The 21,491-nt window shown below is 41.6% G+C and carries 24 protein-coding genes and 1 pseudogene; 19 read left to right on the top strand and 6 right to left on the bottom strand.

Annotation, left to right across the window (positions count from 1 at the left end; translation table 11 throughout):
• The first annotated feature begins 56 nt into the window (after positions 1 to 56).
• On the top strand, positions 57 to 509 hold the full coding sequence (locus B092_RS0108290; RefSeq protein WP_425311477.1) for an RNA-guided endonuclease InsQ/TnpB family protein: 453 nt from the start codon (positions 57 to 59) through the stop codon (positions 507 to 509).
• A gap of 84 nt (positions 510 to 593) precedes the next feature.
• On the top strand, positions 594 to 1,085 hold the full coding sequence (locus B092_RS0108285) for a SixA phosphatase family protein (RefSeq protein WP_018574773.1): 492 nt from the start codon (positions 594 to 596) through the stop codon (positions 1,083 to 1,085).
• A 22-nt stretch (positions 1,086 to 1,107) separates the two neighbouring features.
• Here B092_RS0108285 and B092_RS0108280 read toward each other — a convergent pair whose 3' ends face one another.
• Positions 1,108 to 2,013, bottom strand: coding sequence for a LysR family transcriptional regulator (locus B092_RS0108280; RefSeq protein ID WP_018574772.1), 906 nt, complete (start codon positions 2,011 to 2,013; stop codon positions 1,108 to 1,110).
• Positions 2,014 to 2,131: 118 nt separating this feature from the next.
• Here B092_RS0108280 and B092_RS0108275 point away from each other — a divergent pair, with 118 nt between their 5' ends.
• The 9 genes and pseudogenes from B092_RS0108275 (at position 2,132) to B092_RS14030 (ending at position 8,916) form a co-directional block, all read left to right on the top strand.
• Positions 2,132 to 2,944 (top strand): DODA-type extradiol aromatic ring-opening family dioxygenase, encoded by an 813-nt coding sequence (locus tag B092_RS0108275; RefSeq protein WP_018574771.1) that lies wholly within the window; start codon positions 2,132 to 2,134, stop codon positions 2,942 to 2,944.
• 188 nt (positions 2,945 to 3,132) lie between these two features.
• Positions 3,133 to 3,252: pseudogene (locus B092_RS16125) on the top strand (oxidoreductase); the annotation flags it as partial.
• Positions 3,253 to 3,297: 45 nt separating this feature from the next.
• Complete coding sequence (gene grxB / locus B092_RS0108265; protein WP_026253680.1) at positions 3,298 to 3,936, top strand: glutaredoxin 2; 639 nt, start codon at positions 3,298 to 3,300, stop codon at positions 3,934 to 3,936.
• A 169-nt stretch (positions 3,937 to 4,105) separates the two neighbouring features.
• On the top strand, positions 4,106 to 4,522 hold the full coding sequence (locus B092_RS0108260) for a DUF411 domain-containing protein (RefSeq protein WP_018574768.1): 417 nt from the start codon (positions 4,106 to 4,108) through the stop codon (positions 4,520 to 4,522).
• 265 nt (positions 4,523 to 4,787) lie between these two features.
• A complete protein-coding gene (locus tag B092_RS0108255) occupies positions 4,788 to 5,261 on the top strand; it encodes a carboxymuconolactone decarboxylase family protein (protein ID WP_018574767.1) in 474 nt (157 codons plus the stop codon).
• Positions 5,262 to 5,516: 255 nt separating this feature from the next.
• Positions 5,517 to 6,236: an ABC transporter ATP-binding protein gene (locus tag B092_RS14035; protein WP_115061954.1), complete on the top strand. Its 720-nt coding sequence runs from the start codon at positions 5,517 to 5,519 to the stop codon at positions 6,234 to 6,236.
• The gene (locus B092_RS0108245) at positions 6,214 to 6,993 is read left to right on the top strand and encodes an ABC transporter permease (RefSeq protein ID WP_018574764.1); all 780 of its coding nucleotides are present in this window, start codon (positions 6,214 to 6,216) and stop codon (positions 6,991 to 6,993) included. The genes B092_RS14035 and B092_RS0108245 overlap by 23 nt, the downstream gene beginning before the upstream one ends.
• Before the next feature lie 130 nt (positions 6,994 to 7,123).
• Entirely contained in the window at positions 7,124 to 8,224 is a 1,101-nt protein-coding gene (locus B092_RS0108240; RefSeq protein ID WP_018574763.1) for a transglutaminase-like domain-containing protein, read from the top strand.
• A gap of 374 nt (positions 8,225 to 8,598) precedes the next feature.
• Complete coding sequence (locus B092_RS14030; RefSeq protein WP_051077727.1) at positions 8,599 to 8,916, top strand: heavy-metal-associated domain-containing protein; 318 nt, start codon at positions 8,599 to 8,601, stop codon at positions 8,914 to 8,916.
• Positions 8,917 to 8,945: 29 nt separating this feature from the next.
• Here the strand turns inward: B092_RS14030 and B092_RS15120 are convergent, their stop codons facing one another.
• Together B092_RS15120 and B092_RS15415 are read right to left on the bottom strand one after the other, a co-directional pair.
• Positions 8,946 to 9,149, bottom strand: coding sequence for a hexameric tyrosine-coordinated heme protein (locus B092_RS15120; protein WP_083907502.1), 204 nt, complete (start codon positions 9,147 to 9,149; stop codon positions 8,946 to 8,948).
• Between the two features lie 246 nt (positions 9,150 to 9,395).
• Entirely contained in the window at positions 9,396 to 9,584 is a 189-nt protein-coding gene (locus B092_RS15415; RefSeq protein ID WP_156813066.1) for a hypothetical protein, read from the bottom strand.
• A gap of 250 nt (positions 9,585 to 9,834) precedes the next feature.
• Here B092_RS15415 and B092_RS0108230 point away from each other — a divergent pair, with 250 nt between their 5' ends.
• Positions 9,835 to 10,512, top strand: a complete 678-nt coding sequence (locus B092_RS0108230) for a DNA alkylation repair protein (RefSeq protein WP_018574761.1) — start codon at positions 9,835 to 9,837, stop codon at positions 10,510 to 10,512.
• On the opposite strand, the gene B092_RS0108225 is transcribed toward B092_RS0108230, so the two are convergent.
• On the bottom strand, positions 10,502 to 11,572 hold the full coding sequence (locus B092_RS0108225) for an extracellular catalytic domain type 1 short-chain-length polyhydroxyalkanoate depolymerase (RefSeq protein WP_160115317.1): 1,071 nt from the start codon (positions 11,570 to 11,572) through the stop codon (positions 10,502 to 10,504). The genes B092_RS0108230 and B092_RS0108225 overlap by 11 nt on opposite strands.
• Before the next feature lie 201 nt (positions 11,573 to 11,773).
• Here B092_RS0108225 and B092_RS0108220 point away from each other — a divergent pair, with 201 nt between their 5' ends.
• Together B092_RS0108220 and B092_RS0108215 are read left to right on the top strand one after the other, a co-directional pair.
• A complete protein-coding gene (locus tag B092_RS0108220) occupies positions 11,774 to 12,628 on the top strand; it encodes a serine/threonine protein kinase (RefSeq protein ID WP_018574759.1) in 855 nt (284 codons plus the stop codon).
• Between the two features lie 22 nt (positions 12,629 to 12,650).
• On the top strand, positions 12,651 to 13,037 hold the full coding sequence (locus tag B092_RS0108215) for a hypothetical protein (RefSeq protein WP_018574758.1): 387 nt from the start codon (positions 12,651 to 12,653) through the stop codon (positions 13,035 to 13,037).
• A gap of 57 nt (positions 13,038 to 13,094) precedes the next feature.
• On the opposite strand, the gene gabT is transcribed toward B092_RS0108215, so the two are convergent.
• Positions 13,095 to 14,360: a 4-aminobutyrate--2-oxoglutarate transaminase gene (gabT, locus tag B092_RS0108210; RefSeq protein ID WP_018574757.1), complete on the bottom strand. Its 1,266-nt coding sequence runs from the start codon at positions 14,358 to 14,360 to the stop codon at positions 13,095 to 13,097.
• A gap of 130 nt (positions 14,361 to 14,490) precedes the next feature.
• On the opposite strand from gabT, the gene pdxR reads away from it, so the two are divergent.
• The 5 genes from pdxR to B092_RS14020 all read left to right on the top strand — a co-directional run bounded on the left by pdxR (position 14,491) and on the right by B092_RS14020 (position 20,629).
• Positions 14,491 to 16,014: a MocR-like pyridoxine biosynthesis transcription factor PdxR gene (gene pdxR, locus B092_RS14025; protein ID WP_018574756.1), complete on the top strand. Its 1,524-nt coding sequence runs from the start codon at positions 14,491 to 14,493 to the stop codon at positions 16,012 to 16,014.
• Positions 16,015 to 16,176: 162 nt separating this feature from the next.
• Positions 16,177 to 17,631, top strand: a complete 1,455-nt coding sequence (gabD, locus tag B092_RS0108200; RefSeq protein ID WP_018574755.1) for an NADP-dependent succinate-semialdehyde dehydrogenase — start codon at positions 16,177 to 16,179, stop codon at positions 17,629 to 17,631.
• 309 nt (positions 17,632 to 17,940) lie between these two features.
• Entirely contained in the window at positions 17,941 to 18,939 is a 999-nt protein-coding gene (gene dctP, locus B092_RS0108195) for a TRAP transporter substrate-binding protein DctP (RefSeq protein ID WP_018574754.1), read from the top strand.
• A 78-nt stretch (positions 18,940 to 19,017) separates the two neighbouring features.
• Complete coding sequence (locus B092_RS0108190; RefSeq protein WP_040608346.1) at positions 19,018 to 19,566, top strand: TRAP transporter small permease subunit; 549 nt, start codon at positions 19,018 to 19,020, stop codon at positions 19,564 to 19,566.
• Entirely contained in the window at positions 19,559 to 20,629 is a 1,071-nt protein-coding gene (locus B092_RS14020) for a TRAP transporter large permease (protein WP_018574752.1), read from the top strand. The genes B092_RS0108190 and B092_RS14020 overlap by 8 nt, the downstream gene beginning before the upstream one ends.
• Here B092_RS14020 and istB read toward each other — a convergent pair.
• On the bottom strand, positions 20,584 to 21,315 hold the full coding sequence (gene istB / locus B092_RS0108180) for an IS21-like element helper ATPase IstB (protein ID WP_425311476.1): 732 nt from the start codon (positions 21,313 to 21,315) through the stop codon (positions 20,584 to 20,586). The genes B092_RS14020 and istB overlap by 46 nt on opposite strands.
• Between the last annotated feature and the right edge of the window lie 176 nt (positions 21,316 to 21,491).

The following is a 21,491-nucleotide window of genomic DNA, read 5'->3' as shown; positions in this document are numbered from 1 at the left end:
ATTCCCGGCGCGACTACCTGCACAAAGCCACGACAGCTATCAGCCAAAACCACGCGATGGTGTGTATCGAGGATTTGCCGGTTCGGAATATGTCCAAGTCCGCTTCTGGCACCCTTGCCCTACCGGGAAAAAACGTGAAANCCAAGTCCGGCCTAAATAAAGCGATTCTCGATCAAAGCTGGTTCGAGTTCCGACGTCAGTTGGAATACAAACTGACTTGGCTAGGTGGAGAGCTCCTTGCAGTGAACCCCAGAAACACCAGCCGGACTTGTCCCTGCTGCGGCTACGTTGCCAAGGAGAGTAGGCGTAGCCAAGCGTGCTTCAAGTGTATGGACTGTGATTTTGAGGAAAACGCTGACGTAGTCGGCGCGATCAATGTGTTAAGGGCGGGACACGCCCGGTTAGCTTGTGCAGAGACTTCGCCTGTAGGTAAGGGCGTCGGGCCAAGAACCCACCGAAGCGAGTCAGGCGATGGTCGCCTGAACGCCGTAGGAATCCCCGTTCTTTAGGGCGGGGAGGATGTCAACTGAGGCTTTGTGCTTAGGAAGGGTGTTAAAATTGTATCCATTCCAAGAAGAGATAAGAAAAGATGAATGAAAACATTATTGCTAGTTCGACACGCTAAATCCAGTTGGGATGATCCGACGCTAAGTGACAAAGTTAGACCGCTGAATAAACGCGGTAAACGGGATGTGATCATCATGGGCCAGCGGCTACTTAGCCGGCAGGTAGAACCGGATCGTATTGTTGCCAGCTCAGCGGTACGTACCACGATAACGGCCCAATCTATTGCTAAAGAGTTAGGATACCCACAGGAAGATATTCTGCTTGATGATAGGCTTTATGCCTGCCAATCCGAGTATTTGTTAGAAACAGTTCAGGCCTTTGATAATGACCTAGACTACGTCATGCTAGTAGGTCATTTTCCGGAGCTAAATGATTTTCTTTTGATGTTCACTAGTGACATAGAGCATATGCCGACATGTGCGATGGCTGAACTGACATTTGATGTGAGTAATTGGACTGAGATCAGACAAAATAACTTACAGAAGGTGTTGTTTGACTATCCCAAAAAAGAAGTGTAGTGAGAGTGAGCGTCCAGTCCCATCAAGGCGGATTCTTGCCAAATACCTCCACTAAGTAATCAATCATTACCCGCACCTTAGCCGGAGGGTGGCGGTCAGGTGGATAGATCACATGGATACCGCCAATGTCCATGACAGGTTTATCCAGCACTAAATCAACTAGTTTTCCCTGATTCAAGGCTTCACCAACAATAAAGTGAGGCTGGTAAATCACGCCTTGACCGGCTACTGCAGCAGCAAGTAATGCATCCCCACTATTAGCGACGAGATCGCCACTGATCGGCACTTTATATTCGCCTTTTTTACCAAAGACCCAATGCTCGCTGTTTTGCATGTCGGAGAGAGTATAACTTAGACAGTTGTGTTGGGTTAGGTCATTGACACTGCGAGGAATGCCGCGATTATCTAAATAATCCGCTGATGCGCACACTCGCATAAAGCTATCCCCTAAGCGCCGAGTTTTTAATGGGCTGTCTTTCAGTTGCCCAATACGAATGGCTAAATCCCAGCTACCGGCGATAATATCCAGTTGTGCATCGCTTAAGCCTAATTCTATTTTTACTTCAGGGTGGCGATGACTAAACTCCAAAATACGTGGCGCAATGAAACGGCTGCCAAATGAGACTGGTATGTTCATTCGTAAGAGACCGTTGGCTTTGATACGCTGCGAACTGACAGCTGCTTCCGCTTCGTCAATGTCAGCCAAGATGCGTTCGCAAGCGTCTAAATAGTGGTTACCTGCTTCTGTTAAGGTTAAGCTTCGACGCTTAGTGGTGCGGTGGAATAGTTTGACGCCTAAGCGCAACTCCAACGCATCGATATGCTTAGTGGCCATTGCCGCTGACATGCCGATATGTCGTGCAGCGGCCGATATGCTGCCGACGCTCGCGGCACGCACAAAAACTCTCATACTGGTAATACGATCCATTTTCTAAACTCTTTGCTAGCCTCACACTAAAAGTAGGAGGTGTTAGTGCTTTTTAACTTGTTGTTGTCAGTATAAATGGGAACTATACTGATAACAATCACATTAAAGGAGAATTGAGATGAGCAACAATAATAAACGCCAACCGGTCTGGTTTATCCCTCACGGTGGTGGTCCATGTTTCTTTATGGACTGGAATCCGGTCGATACCTGGGTAGGTATGGGCGATTTTTTAAAGAATGTAGCGTCAACGTTACCGCAGCGTCCTAAAGCGATTGTCTTGATTTCAGCACATTGGTTGCAACCACAATTTAGTGTGACTGGCAGTGCTAAACCGGCATTGATTTATGACTATTATGGCTTCCCGCAGCATACGTATGAATTAACTTATCCGGCGCCGGGTGAGCAGGAATTAGCAAAAGAGATAAGTGACTTAATTAGTAGTCATGGTTTGAATAGTGACATTAACCCAAGCAGAGGGTATGACCATGGGGTGTTTATTCCATTGAAGCTGGTTTTTCCCAAAGCCGATATTCCTATTGTGCAGCTATCACTTCGTGAAGATTTAGATCCCGGTGCGCACATTGAGATGGGCAAGGCGTTAGCAACATTGCGTGATAAGAATATATTAATCATCGGTAGTGGCATGAGTTTTCACAATATGCGGGCTTATGGTGATGCGCGTTTCTCAGAGTTATCGGATGAGTTTGATGCCTGGTTAACCGCTGCGATTGAAAGTCCGGCTGCAGAGCGTGAAGCGCTATTAACGAATTGGACTGCTGCACCTCATGCACATCAATGTCATCCCAGAGGCGGTGAAGAGCACTTGATTCCTTTACTTGTCGCTGCCGGTGCCGGTCACGAATCGATGGGCGAAAAGATTTACTCCGAGCGCGTGATGCAAACAAGGATTTCTGCTTTTCGTTTTGCTTAGTTTTGATTTGAATTATTGTTGGTCGTACTCAAGCACGTGTTGATGAAGCCGTTGCCAAAGTAAATGCTGATGCGGGTCGAACTGATGCTAGCGGCGTGGTGGCTGATTTAGGTACTGAGCGTGGTGTGGCTGTCGATGAGATGGAGTCTATTTTGCTCAGAGAAAATCGTCCTTTTACTGTATTGTTCCGTTTTGCCAGTCCTGAAGAAGTGGCGAATATGTGTGTGTATGTCGCTTCAGCGCAAGCCAGCGCGACGACCGGTGTGGCCTTGCGCGTCGAAGGCGGTATTGTCGAAAACATTGCTTAATAGTTTTTGTGCCATAACATCTTAAGTGCATTAGGAGATGATTTAGTGAAATTGTATGTTTATGATCACTGTCCTTTTTGTGCTAGGGCAAGGATGATTTTTGCTCTTAAGAATATTCCTCTGGAGTTACAGTATTTTTTAGAAAATGATGTCGATGGTCCAAGTAAATTAGTTGGCAAAAAGACGACGCCTATTCTTGAAAAGACGGATGGTAGCCATATGGCGGAGAGTATGGATATTGTGCATTATATTGATGGGCAGTATGGAGACAAAATTGTCGCCCCGTTAAAAGAAGAGGACCCGTTTAAGGCGTGGTGGGATACGGCTGCCATGACCGTATTTAAACTGGCTATTCCCCGTTTGACACAAGCTGATTTGCCTGAGTTTGCTACAACGGAGGCGCGTGAGGCGTTTTATGCACGTCAGTCTAAAAATTTTGGTAACTTTAATGACCTATTAGCCAAGACCCCGGAGTTAATCAAAGAAGTTGAAACACACTTAGCTAAGCTTGATCCGGTGCTCGCTGACTACAATGAATTAGCCGAAGGTGATTTCTTTATTTTTCCATTACTTCGCACTTTAAGTATTGTCGAGGGTGTGGACTATCCAAGCAACGTTAGAAGCTACGTGAAGCGTATGGAGCAGGCGACTGCGGTCAGTATCTATTGTGACCAAACTCGTTAAGCATTTTTAACGGCCGTATTAGCTACAAATAATCAAACCCGCTCATCTCGGTGTGTGGGTTTTTTGCGTGTTTCCTGATGTAAGAGACTATTGATTAAGAGCAATACGTGACGTTAGTGTAGCAATGTAAAATTATGCCGTTCAAAAGAAACCTTTTTTGGAGAGTTTTATGAAAAAATGGTTAGCGATGGTTGCGCTTGCAATCGTTCCTTACGCAGCTCAAGCAACAGTACAAACCGTGACTGTTTATCAAGATCCTAATTGCGGTTGTTGTTCCGGTTGGGTTGAGCATATGCGGGAAGCAGGTTTTAACGTCAATGCCATCAAGTCATCATCCATGGCGATGATTAAGCATAAGTTGGGCGTGCCTATGGAGCTTGCTTCTTGTCATACAGCGATTTTTGAAGAAACAGGTCAACTGGTTGAAGGCCATGTACCGGCAAATGTCGTGCATAACTTATTAGCTGATTCTTCTGTCAAGGGTGTAGCAGCGCCGGGTATGCCTCAAAATTCACCGGGTATGGGCGAATTAGACGGTAACCTCATCACGGTAGATTTTGACGGTCAATTTTTCTCAAGAGACTAATCTTCAAACCTTCAAATATTAGCGGTTTCATCGATTGGGAGGTGAGCCGCTAATCCTCACGATTTACATGGCTTGGTTGCTGATGTTAATTCTTATTGTGCGTCTTGTTCTGAAATATCCTGCTTTTAAGTAATACTCACAGGTATTACGATTTTCTATATGCTAAATTGCGATAAAAAAATAGATTTTAATCATTTTTCAAAATATATGAAATTGATTACCATGTTATTACGTTATTAACTATCAATTTTTTGGAATATATGAAATGAGCCGTTTAACAATACATACAGTTGAATCTGCCCCAGCTGACGCCAAAGCACGTGTTGAAAAAGCACAGCAACTTAATGGCTTCCTACCAAACTTAATCGGTGTACTGGCGGGTGCTCCTGCTGCATTGGAGATGTACCAAGAGGTAGGTGCTATTAATGGTCGTACTTCATTATCTGCTGCTGAACGAGAGGTTGTACAAATTACCGCGGCTACGTTAAATAAATGTGGCTTTTGTGTGGCTGGTCACACAGCATTAAGTGTCAAAAAGAAATTACTTGAGCAGTCTGAGATTGATGCATTGCGTAATACCACACCGCTATCTGATGCTAAGTTCAATGCTTTAGCGACATTTACTCAAGCCGCTATGCAAAACAAAGGTGCTGTGAGTGAAGAAGAGTTAAAAGCATTTTTTGATGCTGGCTATGATGAGCAGCAAGCTTATATAAAGTTTTATATAGATTTTGTGTGATTGCCATGTCGTTTTAGTTTTCTCATTCTGGCACAGCCAGTTGTTGTGTTGTTGAAATCCAACTATTTAATTGAGATAATTGATAGGTATAAACTATTTCTTATTTAAAATATCATACTTAAAGTAGTGAGGAACATAATAAAATAATGGCGAAAATTTACAATCCAGAGATCTTGCAGGCGCGTGGCGTAGGCTTGAGTTTTGGTGGTAGGGCAATATTAGCAAATTTAGACTTAACAATTAAAAAAAAATGAAATTGTCATTTTAATAGGTCCGAGTGGAGTTGGTAAATCTTCATTTTTAAAGGTCTTAGCAGGTTTAGAAGCCAAGCAAAGTGGTCGTATTAAAATTTTTGGTGAAAAGTTAGATAAACCACACCCCAAAGCAGCTTTCGTTTTTCAACAAGCTGCTTTATTACCTTGGTTAAATGTGGAGCGTAATGTCGCTTATGGTTTGGATTTTAAGTGCCAACCAAGTATTAGCAAGGCTGAAATTACTGAGCGAGTGAGCAAGGCGCTGTTTGAGGTTGGTCTGACTCATGCGGCCAAAAAGTATCCGTCTGCGCTTTCCGGCGGCATGGCTCAGGGAGCGGCATTGGCACGCGCATTGGCACGGGAGCCGGAGTTATTGTTGTTGGATGAGCCATTGGGCGCTCTCGATCTTAATACGCGTCAAGATATGCAGAAGATTCTGCGCAGAACAATTAAACGCCATCAAGCAGCGGCATTAATGGTTACCCATAACATTGATGAGGCGATGGCAGTGGGTGATCGTATCATTCTGCTAGGAGGGCATCCTGCGGGTATTGCTGCTGAATGGCAGCTAGATGATACGTTGTGTGACGATCTTGATAAGCAAAAAGAGTTACGATACGCTATTTTCCTTGCATTGCAAAAAGCATGTGCACCCGTGGCTCCGGAAGAATCTAGGGAGTTAAAGCGCTTGCCAACAAATGAATCAGTCAGTGCCGCTTAGTATGCAAAAGAAATTACGACCCTATTATTATCCTGCTGTAGGCGTGTGCTTTTTACTTACTATTTGGCAGTTGACAGCGCTATGGCTACAAACGACGGATCCGGAAGCGGCCGCGTTGGCTCCTATCCCAACAGCCTTTCAGTTACTGCAACTGATTAGGAGTGGGGAGGTTTTTCCACATATTATCGCTAGTGTTCTGAGAGTGTTTTTTGGTTTGGTTTTTGCCATCGTGGTTGGTGTACCGGTTGGTTTGCTGCTTGGACTTTCAAAAAGCTTCGAGATGATGAGCGTGATGACCTTTCAGCTGCTCAGAATGGTATCACCTTTGGCTTGGATGCCTATTGCCGTGCTGATTTTCGGTACGGGTAATGAGCCTATCCTATTTTTATTGGCTATTGCCGGGGTTTGGCCTGTATTACTCAATACCAGTGTCGGCGTTAAGCAAATCACGCCTACCTTTATGGAGCTTGGTAAATCATTAGCAGCAACGCGTTGGGAAATATTAAAAACCATTATTTTACCGGCAGTGTTTGTGATGGCATTGACCGGTTTGCGACTGAGCTTAGCGGTCTTATGGGTTGTTTTGGTGCCCGCAGAGATGCTTGGTGTCGAAGAAGGCCTAGGTTATTTTATTATTGATGCTAAAGAGCGTTTAGCCTATAGCGAATTAACCGCAGCGATTGTGGTTATTAGTTTGATTGGCTGGTTACTGGATTATCTTGCGCGTGTTGTTTTGAAGTTAGCTGCTGAGAAGTAATTTTTGTTATCATCATAGATTCGCTACCTTCTCTTATTCTAGAGGGGATAGCAGTATGTACGCTTAGGGTGTTTCAAATATCCTAAGCGATTTTATACCAAGTTTTGGTTAATATATACAAGGATCTATCATGACATCCCATCTGAAACGACGCGACTTTTTTAAAGTTGGCGCCGCCGGTAGTGCTCTCTTACTACCCAGTCTAGGTTTTTCATCTACTGACAAAAACAACAAGCAGCCTGTTAAGGCACACTCAACAGAGCGAACGTTCGAAGTTACGCTCAACCACGCTATTCAAGAGCGGGGTAAGGTAACCAGGCTGTGGATACCCTTACCTTTAAATAGTGACTATCAGCAACTAAAAAGCCTTATCTCTAATAGCGGAAATTATGATGAAATTTATCAAAGTGATTTCGACATTCCCACGCTTTACGCAACCTTTAATGATAAGCCTGCCAGTTTGACAACTACTTTCACCATAACAACACAGGAGCGTCAAACTGACTTTTCTAAGGTCAATTATGATGAAAGTGAGGTGCTTGGTCCAGAGTTTCAAGAGTACTTGCAGCCTACCCGTCATATCCAAATAGATGGGGTGGTTAAAGAAAAAGCAGAGGAGATTATTCAAGGCATTAAGGGTGATCTCGAACGAGCTAGAGCCATTTTTGACTGGGTAGCAAATAACATGACCCGTGATGAAAGTGTGATTGGGTGTGGTGTTGGCGATGCCAAAGCCTTGCTTGAATCAGGTAAGTTATTAGGTAAATGCACTGATATTAGCTCAGTATTCGTTGCGCTGTGTCGTAGTGTTGGGATTCCTTGTCGTGAGGTCTTTGGTATTCGAGTGGGCGAGAGTCGCTTTAGTCCGGCCATGGGTAGCGGCAAAGATGGTGTAGCGACGATTAGCGGTTCACAGCACTGTCGTGCAGAGTTTTATCTTAAGGGCTATGGATGGATTCCATGCGATCCGGGTGATGTGACTAAAGTCCGTTTAGCAGAGAATTTGACAAATGATGATAGCAAAATTATCCAGCTCCGCGAATATTTATTTGGCCATTGGGAAATGTGCTGGATAGCTTATAACTGGGGCCGTGACTTTGCATTAAAACCAAGACCTTATGAGCATCCATTAAATAATTTTGGTTATCCTTATGCTGAAGTCGATGATAATGTGCAGGACTACTACTCGCCAAGTGACTTTGCTTATGAGTATAAATCCGTAGAAATTTAATGAAGGTAGCGACATTATTACTTCGATAAATAATGAGCAAAAAGCCTCAAAAAAGTTATCACGATATTATTTAGTCGGTGCCTTTGCTAGTGCAATCGCTGCCACATTTTGCTGTCTACCGGCACTGCTTTTTTTACTGTTCGGTTCATCATTTGGATTGTTGGCAGTGTTAGGGCCGCTTGAAAAGTATCGATTAGCCTTTAGTGTGCTTGCTTTTCTTTGTTTTGCTATGTTTATTTGGGCGAGATTCTATAGAAAAAGCTGTGGCGTAAAACGAGGCTTGAGAGGGCGTAGTTTATTTATCGTCGTACTTGCTTTTTTAGGGTTGGTTGTGCTTTTGTTTTACCCGGAAATAATGGGGATATTTTATCAATATGAATAATCTTCTTATGGCGATCTTAGCTGCGCTTAGCATTAATGGTGCAGAGCAAAGTTATGTCATCCAAGTTGACGGCATGCATTGTCCTCTTTGCACGGCCATGGTTAGAAAGGCATTGTTAAAGGTTGATGGCGTAAATACGGTTAAAGCGAGCCTAAAAGATAATAAGGCACGCGTTGTAGCAGAGGAAAAGGTGACTAAAGAGAGTTTGCTGGAGGCGATTGCGACGACGGGTTATGACGGCGTATTTGTTGAGGAATTAGCGTTAATAAAGCGTTGCATACACAAAAAAAGACAGTTCATAGCAAATTGAACTGTCTTTTTTTATCACCAGTCAGCTATCTACAGGAGGTTGATAGCAATGACTTGAGAAGCAGTAGTAAGGCCATTGGCGTCATTTGCGTAGTCAGCTCGTAATCTATGTAAGACTTCAGGAACTGATTGAGTTGACTTGACTCCACGATGACTTAGTGTCATGGTTAGTTCAAAACCTTCTTGCGGTGTTTCGCTGATGAGGGAAGTAAGCCACTGTTCAGACGTATAAATTCTCCTATTGGATTGAGGTTAATGCTAGGGAAGGGGTTGCAATAATTAGATGCTTTTAATATGTATTATTTAGGCTGTAAAATCTAAGATATAAACCCTAAGCTTATCTCAAATTGTTTTAGCCTTAAATTATAGAGGTTGTTGAATTATCGCAGCTTCCTTAGATGACAAAATCCTCAGTGCCCAACCAAGGATAAAGGTAGAATAACTATGAGACTATCGTCGCTTATGATGGTGTCTTTTAGCCTATACACGTGAGCGTTTGTGAACATGATGATGTTTTGGACGTTTATATTTACGTTGGTTATAGTGCTTATTATGACTGTGTTTCTTTGAATACCTAGGACGGTCATCATAGCCCCAATGGCCATGCGTGTGTACACAGCCGGTTAACACTAAAAGAGAAAGACTCGCAATCAAAATAATCGCTCTCATTTTGCCTCCATAAAATCGTTTGAGTGACCCAAGCATAGTGTCCTTTCGAGTAGTGGGGTTGTTAGTTTTGTAAGTAAAGCTCAAACAGACTATTTGATGTTAATATCTGTAGGTCATTGTATTTAGAGGGATTTATATGCTGATTAGGCAGTTAGTGTTGGAAATCAATTGAAATAAATTAGTTGTTTTGGTGAGACATACGTCATCGTTTATCATTATTTAACGCTACGAAACCTATTAGGAGTTAGTTGTGCTGACCATTACATCACGTCTTTTTGAATTACAAGATAAAGGCTATGCCAAGTTTCAGAGTGGTTTAATTCCTACTCTGCCTAAGGAGGTCTTTATTGGGGTTCGGGTCCCTGAATTGCGTAGGTTCGCTGAGCACTACGCGACGGAGCGTGAGTCATCGCTGTTTTTAAAGAGCCTACCGCATCAATATTATGATGAGAATATGCTGCATGCGATTTTAATTTCTGAACAAAAAAGCTATGAAGACTGTTTAGAGGCCGTAGAGAACTTCTTGCCTTATATTGATAATTGGGCCGTGTGCGATATTTTGTCACCTAAGGTTTTTAAGAAAAATCGTCATCAATTGATTGATAAAATTTATTTCTATTCTAAATCAGCGCATGTATATAGTTGTCGTTTTGCTATTGTGATGCTGATGAGTCACTATTTAGATGATGCTTTTAAAGCAGAGTATTTAGAGATTCCTGCGGCTATACGCTCTGACGAGTATTACGTCAATATGGCGCTTGCATGGTTTTATGCTACTGCATTAGCCAAGCAGTGGGCTGAGACCATTCCCTATTTGCAGGAGCTGCGCCTTACGCCTTGGGTGCACAATAAAACCATACAAAAAGCGCGCGAAAGCTTTCGAATCACTCAAGAGCAAAAATCCTATCTTTTAACTCTCAAGCGTTAGTTTTTGACTGTGCTAGGCTTTCTTTGAAAAAGTCCCAAATAAGTCGACTGGCCTGAGGTCCTTTATCAGTGTGAAAAGGGTATTGACTGTCTCCTCCTGACCAGGCATGGCTAAGATGTTTAACACGTAGTATGTTGACAATAGTGTGTTGCCCGTCTTTGTATTCAGTCTGTGTGTATTCTTTGTCAGTGCCGGAAAAATGTTTTGTGACCAAGCCTTTGGTGTTTAGTTTTATATTATTTAAATATAAAAATTGTTTGCTTAAGGCATCAGAATTATTAACATGGACCACATTATCTTCTTGACCATAAATGATGATCGTGGGCGTTTCATGAGATTCCTTGTGTGCAAAGGGCGCTAAATTGGCAATGGACTTCTCATCGCTATCGTCAAAACCATTTTTTAATAGGCTAAGCCCGCTTTTCATATTATGAGCAATCGCAAGGGCAGGCCCACTATGAAGTGCGATAGCCTGGATTTTTCCGGGATATATCGCAGCGATGATCGAAGCCATACCGGCGCCGGCAGACATCCCGGCAATAAATACCTTTGTTGGCTCGAGCTCATGCATGCTGATGGTGCTTTGGATAATCTTCATAATGGTATGTGCTTCCGCTACACCTTTTGAGTCGTCTAAATCATACCAACGCCAGCACTTTCCTAAATTGTAAGAAATACTTTGCTGCGGGTAGAGTACGACAAACCCTTCCTGTTGAGCCAAAAAGTTCATCTGAGTCCCCGCGGCAAAATCTTTGGCAGTTTGTGAGCAGCCATGCAGCATAACGACGAGAGGCATGCCTTTTGTGGTTGGGCGTTCGGGCGTGCTGGCAGGTGTAAAAATATAGTAGTCCAGTTTGGCTACGAGTTGCTCATCATCAAAAGCCGGTGCGATGAACATATGCTTTTTCCAATGACCAAGAAGGGTATCCTCCGGCGTGCCTATTGCGGTATCAAGTGTTTGTTCTTTTGGGCTATCGAAGAAAGACTGCCTAATGCCCTGAATGACTCTTTTGGTTTTTGCAATTGCCGTAGAGAAAGTAAAACGAGAGGGTGTTGACATGTTTTCGTAGCCTTGTTTGAGCATAGTTAACTTTCATTGTAGCAACAGCATGTTTACACAGGTTTTTCTTTATATTAAATTCATCGACAGAAAGTTTTAAAACCTATCGCAATTACTAATATCGTCATATTGTCAGGAGGGGAGTCGACGTCTTTGTTAAAGTGAAGTTTGTAGCCCAACTAGGTCAATAAGGGGAAGTGTATGTCAGTAAGCGATTATTTTTTTAAAGCAGATGAAGTGATTGATGGTCAGTATAGGGTTAAATCGTTTTTTGCAACGAATGATTATGCACAAACCTATCGAGTGAGGAATGGGGATTTTGAAGCAAAAGTTTTAAAGCTCTTTTTACAAGACGCTTCTAATGAGTTGACTGTGTTGGCACGCTTAGATAATCCTAATGTCGTAAAGCTTGATCACGTAGGAGAGGTTAGTATTAGAGGGCAAAATTACCGCTACGCTATTCTTGATTTTGTTAATGGTGAAAGCTTGGTGGAGCGGGTCCAACGAGATGAGCCATTATCCTTTATTGGTGCCAGGGGGATTTTTTTAGGTATTATCAGTGGGTTGATTTACTTAAAGCGTTTGCATCCACCGGTTCAGCATAATCGTATATTACCCAAGTATATTATATTAAATCTTGCCAGCAATGCATTGGCTCCGGTCATAGCGAACTATAGCTTTAGCGACGGTAAAAATATTCATTATTTTCCGGATGAATTATATTTTGTCAGTGCAGAGGCCTTGAGTGGCGAGTTACATCCAAGCAATGACTTATATGCTGCCGGCGCTATTTATTACTATTTACTGCATGGACACCCACCATTTGCTAATGACCTCGAAACAGACATTCCTTTTGTAGATGCGCTCACTCATAAGAAGCAGATAATAGTAGAGTTTCATGAGGAATTGTATGAGTCGACCAAGTATATAATAACCAAAGCATTGCACCCAGACCCTGAGAAGCGCTATCAAGATCCCGCTGAAATTAGAAGAGACTTATATAAAGATCCTAGGGATCCCTGTTTTATATCGATGCTAGAAGCACTCAGGGATTAATATATTAAGTTTTGGAGACTTCATGGAACAACAAGCACCCAGTTTAGGTTTTTATCTGAGTTTATATTGTGTGATATCAATTGTTGCCGGGATTGGGCTGTTTATGTTTGCTCTCATTGGTTTAAAGAACTTAGCTGGAGCCCCAGAAGGACTAGGTCAAATCGTCATATTGTTTTTTATTATGGCTTTTTTGAATTTTTTCCTAGTTTATCGTCTGATGGTTATTAGATTACCAATGACTATTTATATGGTGCGGGCATTTGAAGCAGCAAAAGTGGTTTTGACTTTGTATGCCGTGTTTTTTTCGGAGTCAGACAAGGCTTTGTACTTGTATACGTTAATCAGCTTAATTTGCTTATTGTATTTTTTTAAATCTAAGCGAATTAAAGCGCTTTATTTTGTCGGATAACGTATTGTGATTAAGTCATAAGGGGGCGGGTAACGTTTATATGCCCCCTTTTTTGTTTTAAGAAAGTAAAGCTTGGTGCAATATGGCCAATGCTTCATCAAATAGTTCATCACTAATTGTGAGTGGATATAGGAATCGAATTACGTTAGCGTCAGGCCCACAAGTAAGAAGAATTAAACCATTAGAAAGAGCAGTTTGCTGAACTTTTTTGACAAAATCTGCTTGTGGAGCATGACTCTCTGGGCAACGAAACTCGACTGCTACCATAGCGCCTAAACCACGTACATCAGATATGAATGGTACTTCGGTACGTAGTTCATTAAGAGTAGACTGTAGTTTATCTCCTAGAGCTGCACCTTTAGTTAATAAATCTTCTTCTTCCATTATATCGATAACAGTTAAAGCAGAAGCTATGGCTAATGGGTGTCCGGCGTAGGTACCGCCAAGGCCACCAGGTAAAGGAGCGTCCATAATTTCCGACCGACCACAAATACCTGATAAAGGCATACCACCAGCTAAGCTTTTAGCCATTGTCGTTATGTCTGCAGCTACGTCGTAGTGTTCCATAGCGAAAAGTTTGCCAGTACGACCGAAGCCTGTTTGAACTTCATCTGCTATTAATAAAATGCCATGCTGATCACATAATTCACGTAAAAATTTCATGAATTCAGGAGGACACACATTAAAACCGCCTTCCCCTTGAACTGGTTCGATAATAATAGCGGCTACCTGTTGTGGATCTACGCTGGTATTTAGCACGGTCTGTAATTGCTGTTTGGCTGCATCAATACTGATACCTTGTTGCTCGTTAGGGAATGGCACATGGTAAACGTTGGGAGCTAAAGGTCCAAAGCCCTTTTTATAAGGATTAACTTTGGCTGTCAAAGTGATGCCTAAGAGGGTGCGACCATGGAATGAGTTATTAAAAGAAATTACGTGTGGGCGTTTCGTAGCATAACGAGCAATTTTAATTGCATTTTCAACCGCTTCAACACCGGTAGTGAAAAATGCTGTTTTTTTAGGGAAGTCTCCAGGGACCAAATTATTAATTTTTTCTGCTAATTCGACATAGCTTTCGTAAGGAACAACCTGATATGCTGTATGAACAAAGCGTTCTAGTTGTGCTTGAATAGCGCTTGTCAGGCGTGGATGGCGATGCCCTGTATTACAAACAGCGATACCGCAAGCAAAGTCGATATAACGTTTGCCTTCGATATCCCAAATTTCTGAATTTTTTGCACGATCTGCATAAAATTCACACATAACTCCAACCCCACGAGGTGTGGCGGCATTTTTGCGTTTCAGTAATTCAGCATTTTTCATTCAAATAGCTCCTCATGTTATGTATCAATCAATTATTGAATGAAGTTTTAGATGGTTTATTGCGCAGAAGGGATCAGGCAATATATTTCTTTAGCTTATAGATAATTTGGCACCATTAAAAGAGCCATTTATGAAAAAATATAAGGAGCCATTTAAGGAGGAGTTTATGCATATTGATGCATTACAGGAACACATTTTGCAACGTTTGGATCGTGACGGAGAGATACCTCTAACTCGTCAAATTTATACAATTTTAAGTGATTTGATTTTATCAGGGGAGTTAGCGGCTGATGTTAAATTACCAGCAAGTCGCGCTTTAGCAGCAGATTGTGGTGTTTCACGTAATACCATTATGTTTGCTTATGAGCAATTGTTGGCCGAAGGTTATGTTGTTTCACTGACTGGTAGCGGAACTTTTGTTTCAGAAACCGTGCCGGTTGGCAATTGGTCAAACGATGCAGAAACTGTTGAGGAGATTGTGGGTGTTGCTGGTCAATCCCCAAGTTTATCGGTCCGTGGTTTAGAGATGGTTAATTCTGCTCAAGCCTCACCCGAGCAATGGCAACCTTTTGTTTCGGGAGTACCAGATGTATCACTTTTTCCAAAAGACATTTGGTTGCGATTGCTTCGTAAGCATTGGCAGAATGCAGAGCCGGAAATGCTTAGTTATGCACATGGTGCAGGGTATTTACCTTTACGCAAGGCATTGATCGATCGCTTACGCCTCTCACGTTCAGTGAATGGAACAGCTGAGCAGATAGTGATGGTTTCTGGATTGCATAATGCGATTAGTTTGATCACGCATTTATTAATTGATCCCGGTATGACAGTTTGGATGGAAAATCCGGGTTATTGGGGGGCGTCTACAGTTATGAGAATGGCAGGTGCTAATATCGTTCCTATTAATGTTGATGAAGAGGGAATTGCTCCGACTGATGAACAACTTGCTAATCCTCCTAAATTGATTTTTGTTAGTCCATCTCATCAATATCCTTTGGGACACGTGATGAGTTTAGCTAGGCGACGGATGATCCTCGACTATGCTATGGCACATGATGCCTGGATTGTAGAGGACGACTACGATAGTGAGTTTCGTTTTGCTGGCTTGCCTATTGCTTCTTTGCAGGGATTAGACTCTTATCAAAAAGTGATTTATTTAGGTACCTTTTCTAAAACTTTATATCCAGGTATGAGACTAGGTTATATGGTTTTACCTGAAAATCTTGTTACTCATTTTGCAGTTGGATTGTCTGAAATGTATCGGGACGGCAGGTTGTTAGAGCAAGCAGTACTTGCTGACTTTATCACAGAGGGGCATTATGCTGCTCATGTACGTCGTGCTAGATTGCGTTATGCTAAGCGTTCGGCATTATTACGTGAGGCGATAGTGGAAAATTTAGGTTCTGATTGGATCTCTTCAAATGAAGATGCTGGGCTGCATATGGTTATTCATTTACCTAAAGGTTGTGATGATATTTCTATTGCTGAAGCAGCTAAAGCGGAGGATATTGTGGTTAGACCATTGAGCAAGTATTATCTGGCCGAGCCGCGAACTAGTGGCTTATTGTTAGGCTATGCTAATGTGCCTGATGAGCTCATTAAGCCTAAATTTTCGCAGTTAGCACAAATTATTAAATCGAAGTTACGAGAATAATCTTATTTAAAAATAGAAGTAAATAGCATTGCAAAATATAAATGGCTTAGATATTATTCCTTAAAGTGACATTAAATGTAGATCCACTTTAAGAGGTTATTAAACGATAAAATTAAATTCTGTGATTTAATTTAAAAATAGAAGCGTTATCAAGGAGGAGTTATGCAAGGATTATCTCGTAGAGATTTATTTAGACAACAAGCTTATGTCGCTGGTCAGTGGTTGGATGCTGATAACGGTGAAACGCTGGAAGTTAATAATCCGGCTAACGGAGAGTTGTTGGGAGTAGTGCCTAAGATGGGACGTCGTGAAACACGACGGGCGATTGAGGCTGCTGAGCGTGCTCAGAAATTATGGCGTGCTAAAAGTGCTAAAGAAAGAGCCATTATCTTGCGTAAATGGTTTGATTTAGTCATGCTACACCAAGATGATTTAGCTCGTATTATGACGCTAGAACAGGGTAAACCTTTGGCAGAGGCTAAAGGTGAAATTGCCTACGGTGCTGCTTATTTAGAGTGGTATGCGGAAGAGGGTAAACGAGCTTATGGTGATGTGATTCCAGGTCCAGCTTCAGATCGTCGTATTGTAGTAACTAAAGAGCCGGTTGGTGTCTGCGCTGCAATTACACCTTGGAATTTTCCATCTGCTATGATCACTCGTAAAGTGGGTGCCGCTTTGGGTGCGGGATGCTCAATTGTTGTTAAGCCGGCTGCACAGACTCCTTATTCAGCTTATGCTTTATGCGTATTAGCTGAAGAGGCTGGAGTGCCAGCGGGTTTAATATCTGTAATAACTGGATCAGCCTCGGAAATTGGAAAGGAGATGACATCTAATCCTATCGTACGTAAATTCAGTTTTACAGGTTCAACAGAAGTCGGACGTCTATTAATGTCTCAATGTTCTGATCAGATTAAAAAAGTTTCTTTGGAATTAGGCGGTAATGCACCTTTTATTGTTTTTAATGATGCTGACATAGATGCTGCTGTTGAGGGAGCTATCATATCCAAATATCGTAATGCTGGTCAGACATGTGTTTGTGCTAACCGTATTTATGTACAAGATGAAATTTATGATGCCTTTGCTGAAAAGTTTGTGGCTGCAGTCGAAGGAATTCAAGTTGGTGACGGAACAATAAGTGGTGTTACACAAGGTCCCTTAATTGATGAAGCAGCAGTAAAGAAAGTTAAAGAGCATATTGATGATGTGGTAGCCAAGGGCGGTAAAATCGCAACGGGTGGGAAACCACATCGTTTAGGTGGTTTGTTTTTTGAACCTACAGTAGTGACTGAAGTAACTTCCGCGATGAAGGTAGCAAAAGAAGAAACTTTTGGTCCGTTAGCTCCATTGTTCCGGTTCAAAGATGAAGAAGATGTTGTTCGAATGGCTAATGATACAGAGTATGGCTTAGCTGCTTATTTTTATAGCCGCGATTTAAGCCGAGTATGGCGCGTAGCAGAGGCTTTAGAATACGGGATGGTAGCAGTTAACACAGGTATACTTTCAAATGAAGCAGCGCCATTTGGTGGTGTAAAGCAATCTGGCATTGGCCGTGAGGGTGCTAAATATGGATTAGATGATTACATGGAGACCAAATATATGCTGATGGGTGGTATTTAGCGTTTATTTAATATTAAATTATTTTATCTTCTATAAAAGTCCGTAGAATTGTGTCATGCAATTTTGCGGACTTTTTGTTTTGTCTATTTGATAAAGCTTATAGAATAGACACAAGTATAAACCCTAGTTATTTTATTGGTGCTTCCTAATGTCTTGATTTTAATATAATTAAAGCGAATGGATCTATTAAATTAATGCAAAGTGGCACTGTTCAGTAGGGCCACTTATACATAAAATGAATTTCATAATAATATCCAATAATGCCTTGCCGTTTTAACTATAAAGAGATTTAAACCTCAGGAGACAAAAATGAAATTAAGTCATTTGTTCAAATCAGTATTGACAGTCACCGCTTTATCGCTGGTTACAAGTTCTGTTTCAGCAGAAAATATTCGCTTACGTTTTCATACGTTTTTTGGTTCAGAAATGGATACTGCGGCTAAGCATATGCAAGACACATTACGTGAAAAAAGTGATAACAAAATCCGTATGCAGTATTTCCGAGGAGGAGAGATAGTTTCTAGTGATCAATTCGTTGAGGCGGTTTCTCGTGGCACTATTGATATTGCACATGGTGTTGGAAGCTATTGGCCTGGACAGGTTGATATTGGCAACATTGAAGCGGGTTTGCCAGGTGCATGGACTTCGGTAGAAGAGGCACGTGAGGTATTTGAAAAGTTAGATCCAATTATTGCTGAGTCTTATGCGGAAAAAGGAGTTGTATTGATTGGTCGTGGTTATGGTAGCGACTATGAGCTATTGACTAAGCAACCAGTGACTTCTTTAGAAGATTTGAAAAGTATGAAAATTCGTTCTACCGGTCAGATGGCTAGATTGTTAAAAGAGTTTAATGTACCTACTGTCTTTTTACCAGCCGAAGAGCTGTATGTTGGGCTATCGACGGGTGTAATTGATGGTGTTTTATACGGAGGCCCATTAGAGTATGAGCAGTTAAAATTAAATGAGGTAGCCAAAAATTACACTTCTTTAAATTTGCTTAATCCTGGCTGGATTGAAACAATAATTATAAATAAAAAAGTCTGGGACAAAATGAATGATAAGCAGAGAGATTTAGTTAAAGAAGTAGTTAATCAATATGCTGAGGATATTCATAATTGGTTAGATGAAGGTAATAAAAAGCTTATGAGTGAGGGTGAATTGTTTGCCTTTTCTTTGCTGAATGAAGAGGATACAAAAAAACTATCTGATGCAGCTGAAAAGATTTGGGAAGAGGAGGCTGCAAAATCAGAGCGTAATGCTAAAGCTATTAATATCCTTTTGGAAAATAAGAAATTACGCGGTCGCTAATTAGTTGATTTTAAGGGGTTGGCATTTGGAATGCAGCCCCTTTGTTATGTTATTAATTTTTTAGCTAAATGGTTTTTTATGATTGAAAAGTATTTACAAATTCAGGATGGTATTTCTGAGTTTATAGGCCGAATCATTGCTTGGTTAGCAATAGTGTTAATTTTAACGTTAGTTTATGAGGTCGTTTCTCGTTATTTTTTTAACTCACCAACTATATGGAGTCATGAGTTATCAAGTATGATTTTTGGTGCTTTTGCTATTTTATCTGGTAGCTACACTTTAAAGCATTTGGGTCATGTGAGAAGCGATGTCATTTACTTATTGTTTCCGAGCAAATTACAACGTTTATGCGATGTGTTGGTTTACACGATAGGGATATTTGTTTTAGTGATTTTTTTAGTTCAAGCGATTGAGTTTGCTCAAAAGTCATGGATGCTAAAAGAAGTATCTGCACGTAGTATTTGGCAGCCTCCGCTGTATTACATCAAATCAATTATTCCTATTGCTGTTATTTTATTAATATTGCAAAGCTTTGCTGAATTAGTGCGAGCAGTCTTGGGTTTTTTAAATGTTTCTTATGTTGATCCTCGTCATTCCGAGGCAATAAGTGAGGATGAGCATGTTTGATTTTTTACTTGATGCGAGCCCGCTTTTTGTGACGGTAATTATGTTCTCAACCATGCTGTTTATGATGGCTATTGGTGCTCCATTGGCGTGGGCATTGATGGTTTCTGGTATGTTAAGCGCTTACTTGATGTTTGGTACAGGAGGGTTAGACTTACTCTTGGCCTCTGCTTATTCCACAATGGATAATTTTATTCTTATTTCATTACCATTATTTATTTTAATGGGATTGATTCTTGAGCGCTCTGGTATTACTGATGATTTATTTGACATGATCTACAAGGTGATGGGCTCTATACCCGGGGGGTTAGGAGTTGGCACCGTATTTATTTGCGCTATTATTGCTGCCATGGCAGGTGTGTCTGGGGCAGCAACAGTTAGTTTAGGATTGATTGCATTACCTGCGATGATTAAGCGTGGTTATGAAAAAAAAATAGTAATGGGGACAATTATGGCGGGCGGAGCTTTAGGGTTTCTAATCCCACCTAGCCTGTTAATGATTATTTACGCCTTTTTATCACGCGATTCTGTAGGTAAATTATTTGTGGCTGGTATTATGCCAGGCTTTTTACTGGCAACGATTTATATTATATATATTTTAATTCGTTCATATATCAACCCTACAATGGGGCCACCGGTACCGCATGGCGAGAGGGTGAGCATGAGTCAAAAGCTTAAGGCACTACGTCATATGATTTTGCCAGCAGTGTTAGTAATGGCAGTGTTAGGTTGTATCATTCTTGGTGTAACATCACCTTCTGAGGCATCAGCAATAGGAGCAGGTGGTGCGCTTGTTATTGCTATTACCCGTGGACGCATGAACATTAAGATTTTAATGGACGTGCTTCTTAACACTACGAAATTAACCGGTATGCTTATTTGGATTGCTATTGCCGCCACCTTCTTTAGTCGAGTTTATATGGGTTTAGGCGCTGGTATGTTAGTAAGTGATTTTATACACGACAGTTATAGAACGTCAACTACTTTGTCCGGTTTAGCGTCAATTAACTTGGCCGGTTTTTACTGCTCCTTGTCTTGGGTTTTTAGTGCTTCTTTCTTGCGATAACTCTCTCCTGTAAAATGAATTATTGTGGCATGATGTACGAGTCGATCAATGGCTGCTACCGTCATCGTGGTATCGTCAAATAGCTCATCCCACTCTTCAAACGACTTATTGGATGTAATAGCTAAACTAAAGCGTTCATAACGGTGCGCTATCAGCTCAAATAAGACGCTAGTTTCTTGTTCGGATTTTCTAACATAACCGACATCATCAATGATAAGTAATTGATATTTATCCAGCTTTTTCAATTCGTCCTGTAGCTTGAGGTGTCGCTTAGCTAGTTGCAACTGCTGTACAAGTGTGGTCGCCTGTATGAACTTAACCTTATAACCCTGCTCTAGTAGCCCATACCCAAGGGCACTAGCGAGATGTGTTTTACCCAGGCCACTTGCTCCGAAGAGCAAGAGGTTTGCACCTCGCGTCAGCCACGTTTTATCTTGAAGTAAATCATAGGTGGTCGCTTGGTTAATGCCATCGACAGCCATAAAATCAAAGTTATTTAAATGCTTCCCGATGGGTAGTGTGGCATCTTTTAGGTTGCGTGCTAAACGTTTATCCTCGCGTGCCAATAGCTCCTGATGGCATAACTCAGCCAAGTATTGCTGGGGTGACCATTGTTCTTTAGTCGCTTTATCTGCCACGCTCTCCCAGAGCGTGCCAANCGTGGCTAATCTTAGCTGCTTTAGCATCAAGGGTAAGGAAGCGGTATTTCTATGCATGATGGGCTCCAAACAATTGACTGTAGTCTTGAAGCGAGTGCTGTTTAATCGCTATGCTAGGCGGCATCGCAATGATGCGAATGAATCGCTCTTCACACTGCCGGATGGTGGGTAATTGTCGCTGTCTTATCCCCTCCAATACATAC

The sequence above is a fragment of the Oligella ureolytica DSM 18253 genome (genome assembly GCF_000373745.1).
Classification (GTDB): domain Bacteria; phylum Pseudomonadota; class Gammaproteobacteria; order Burkholderiales; family Burkholderiaceae_B; genus Oligella; species Oligella ureolytica.
The sequence above is the reverse complement of the archived record's forward strand: the minus strand, read 5'-3'. Positions and strand labels throughout refer to the sequence as shown.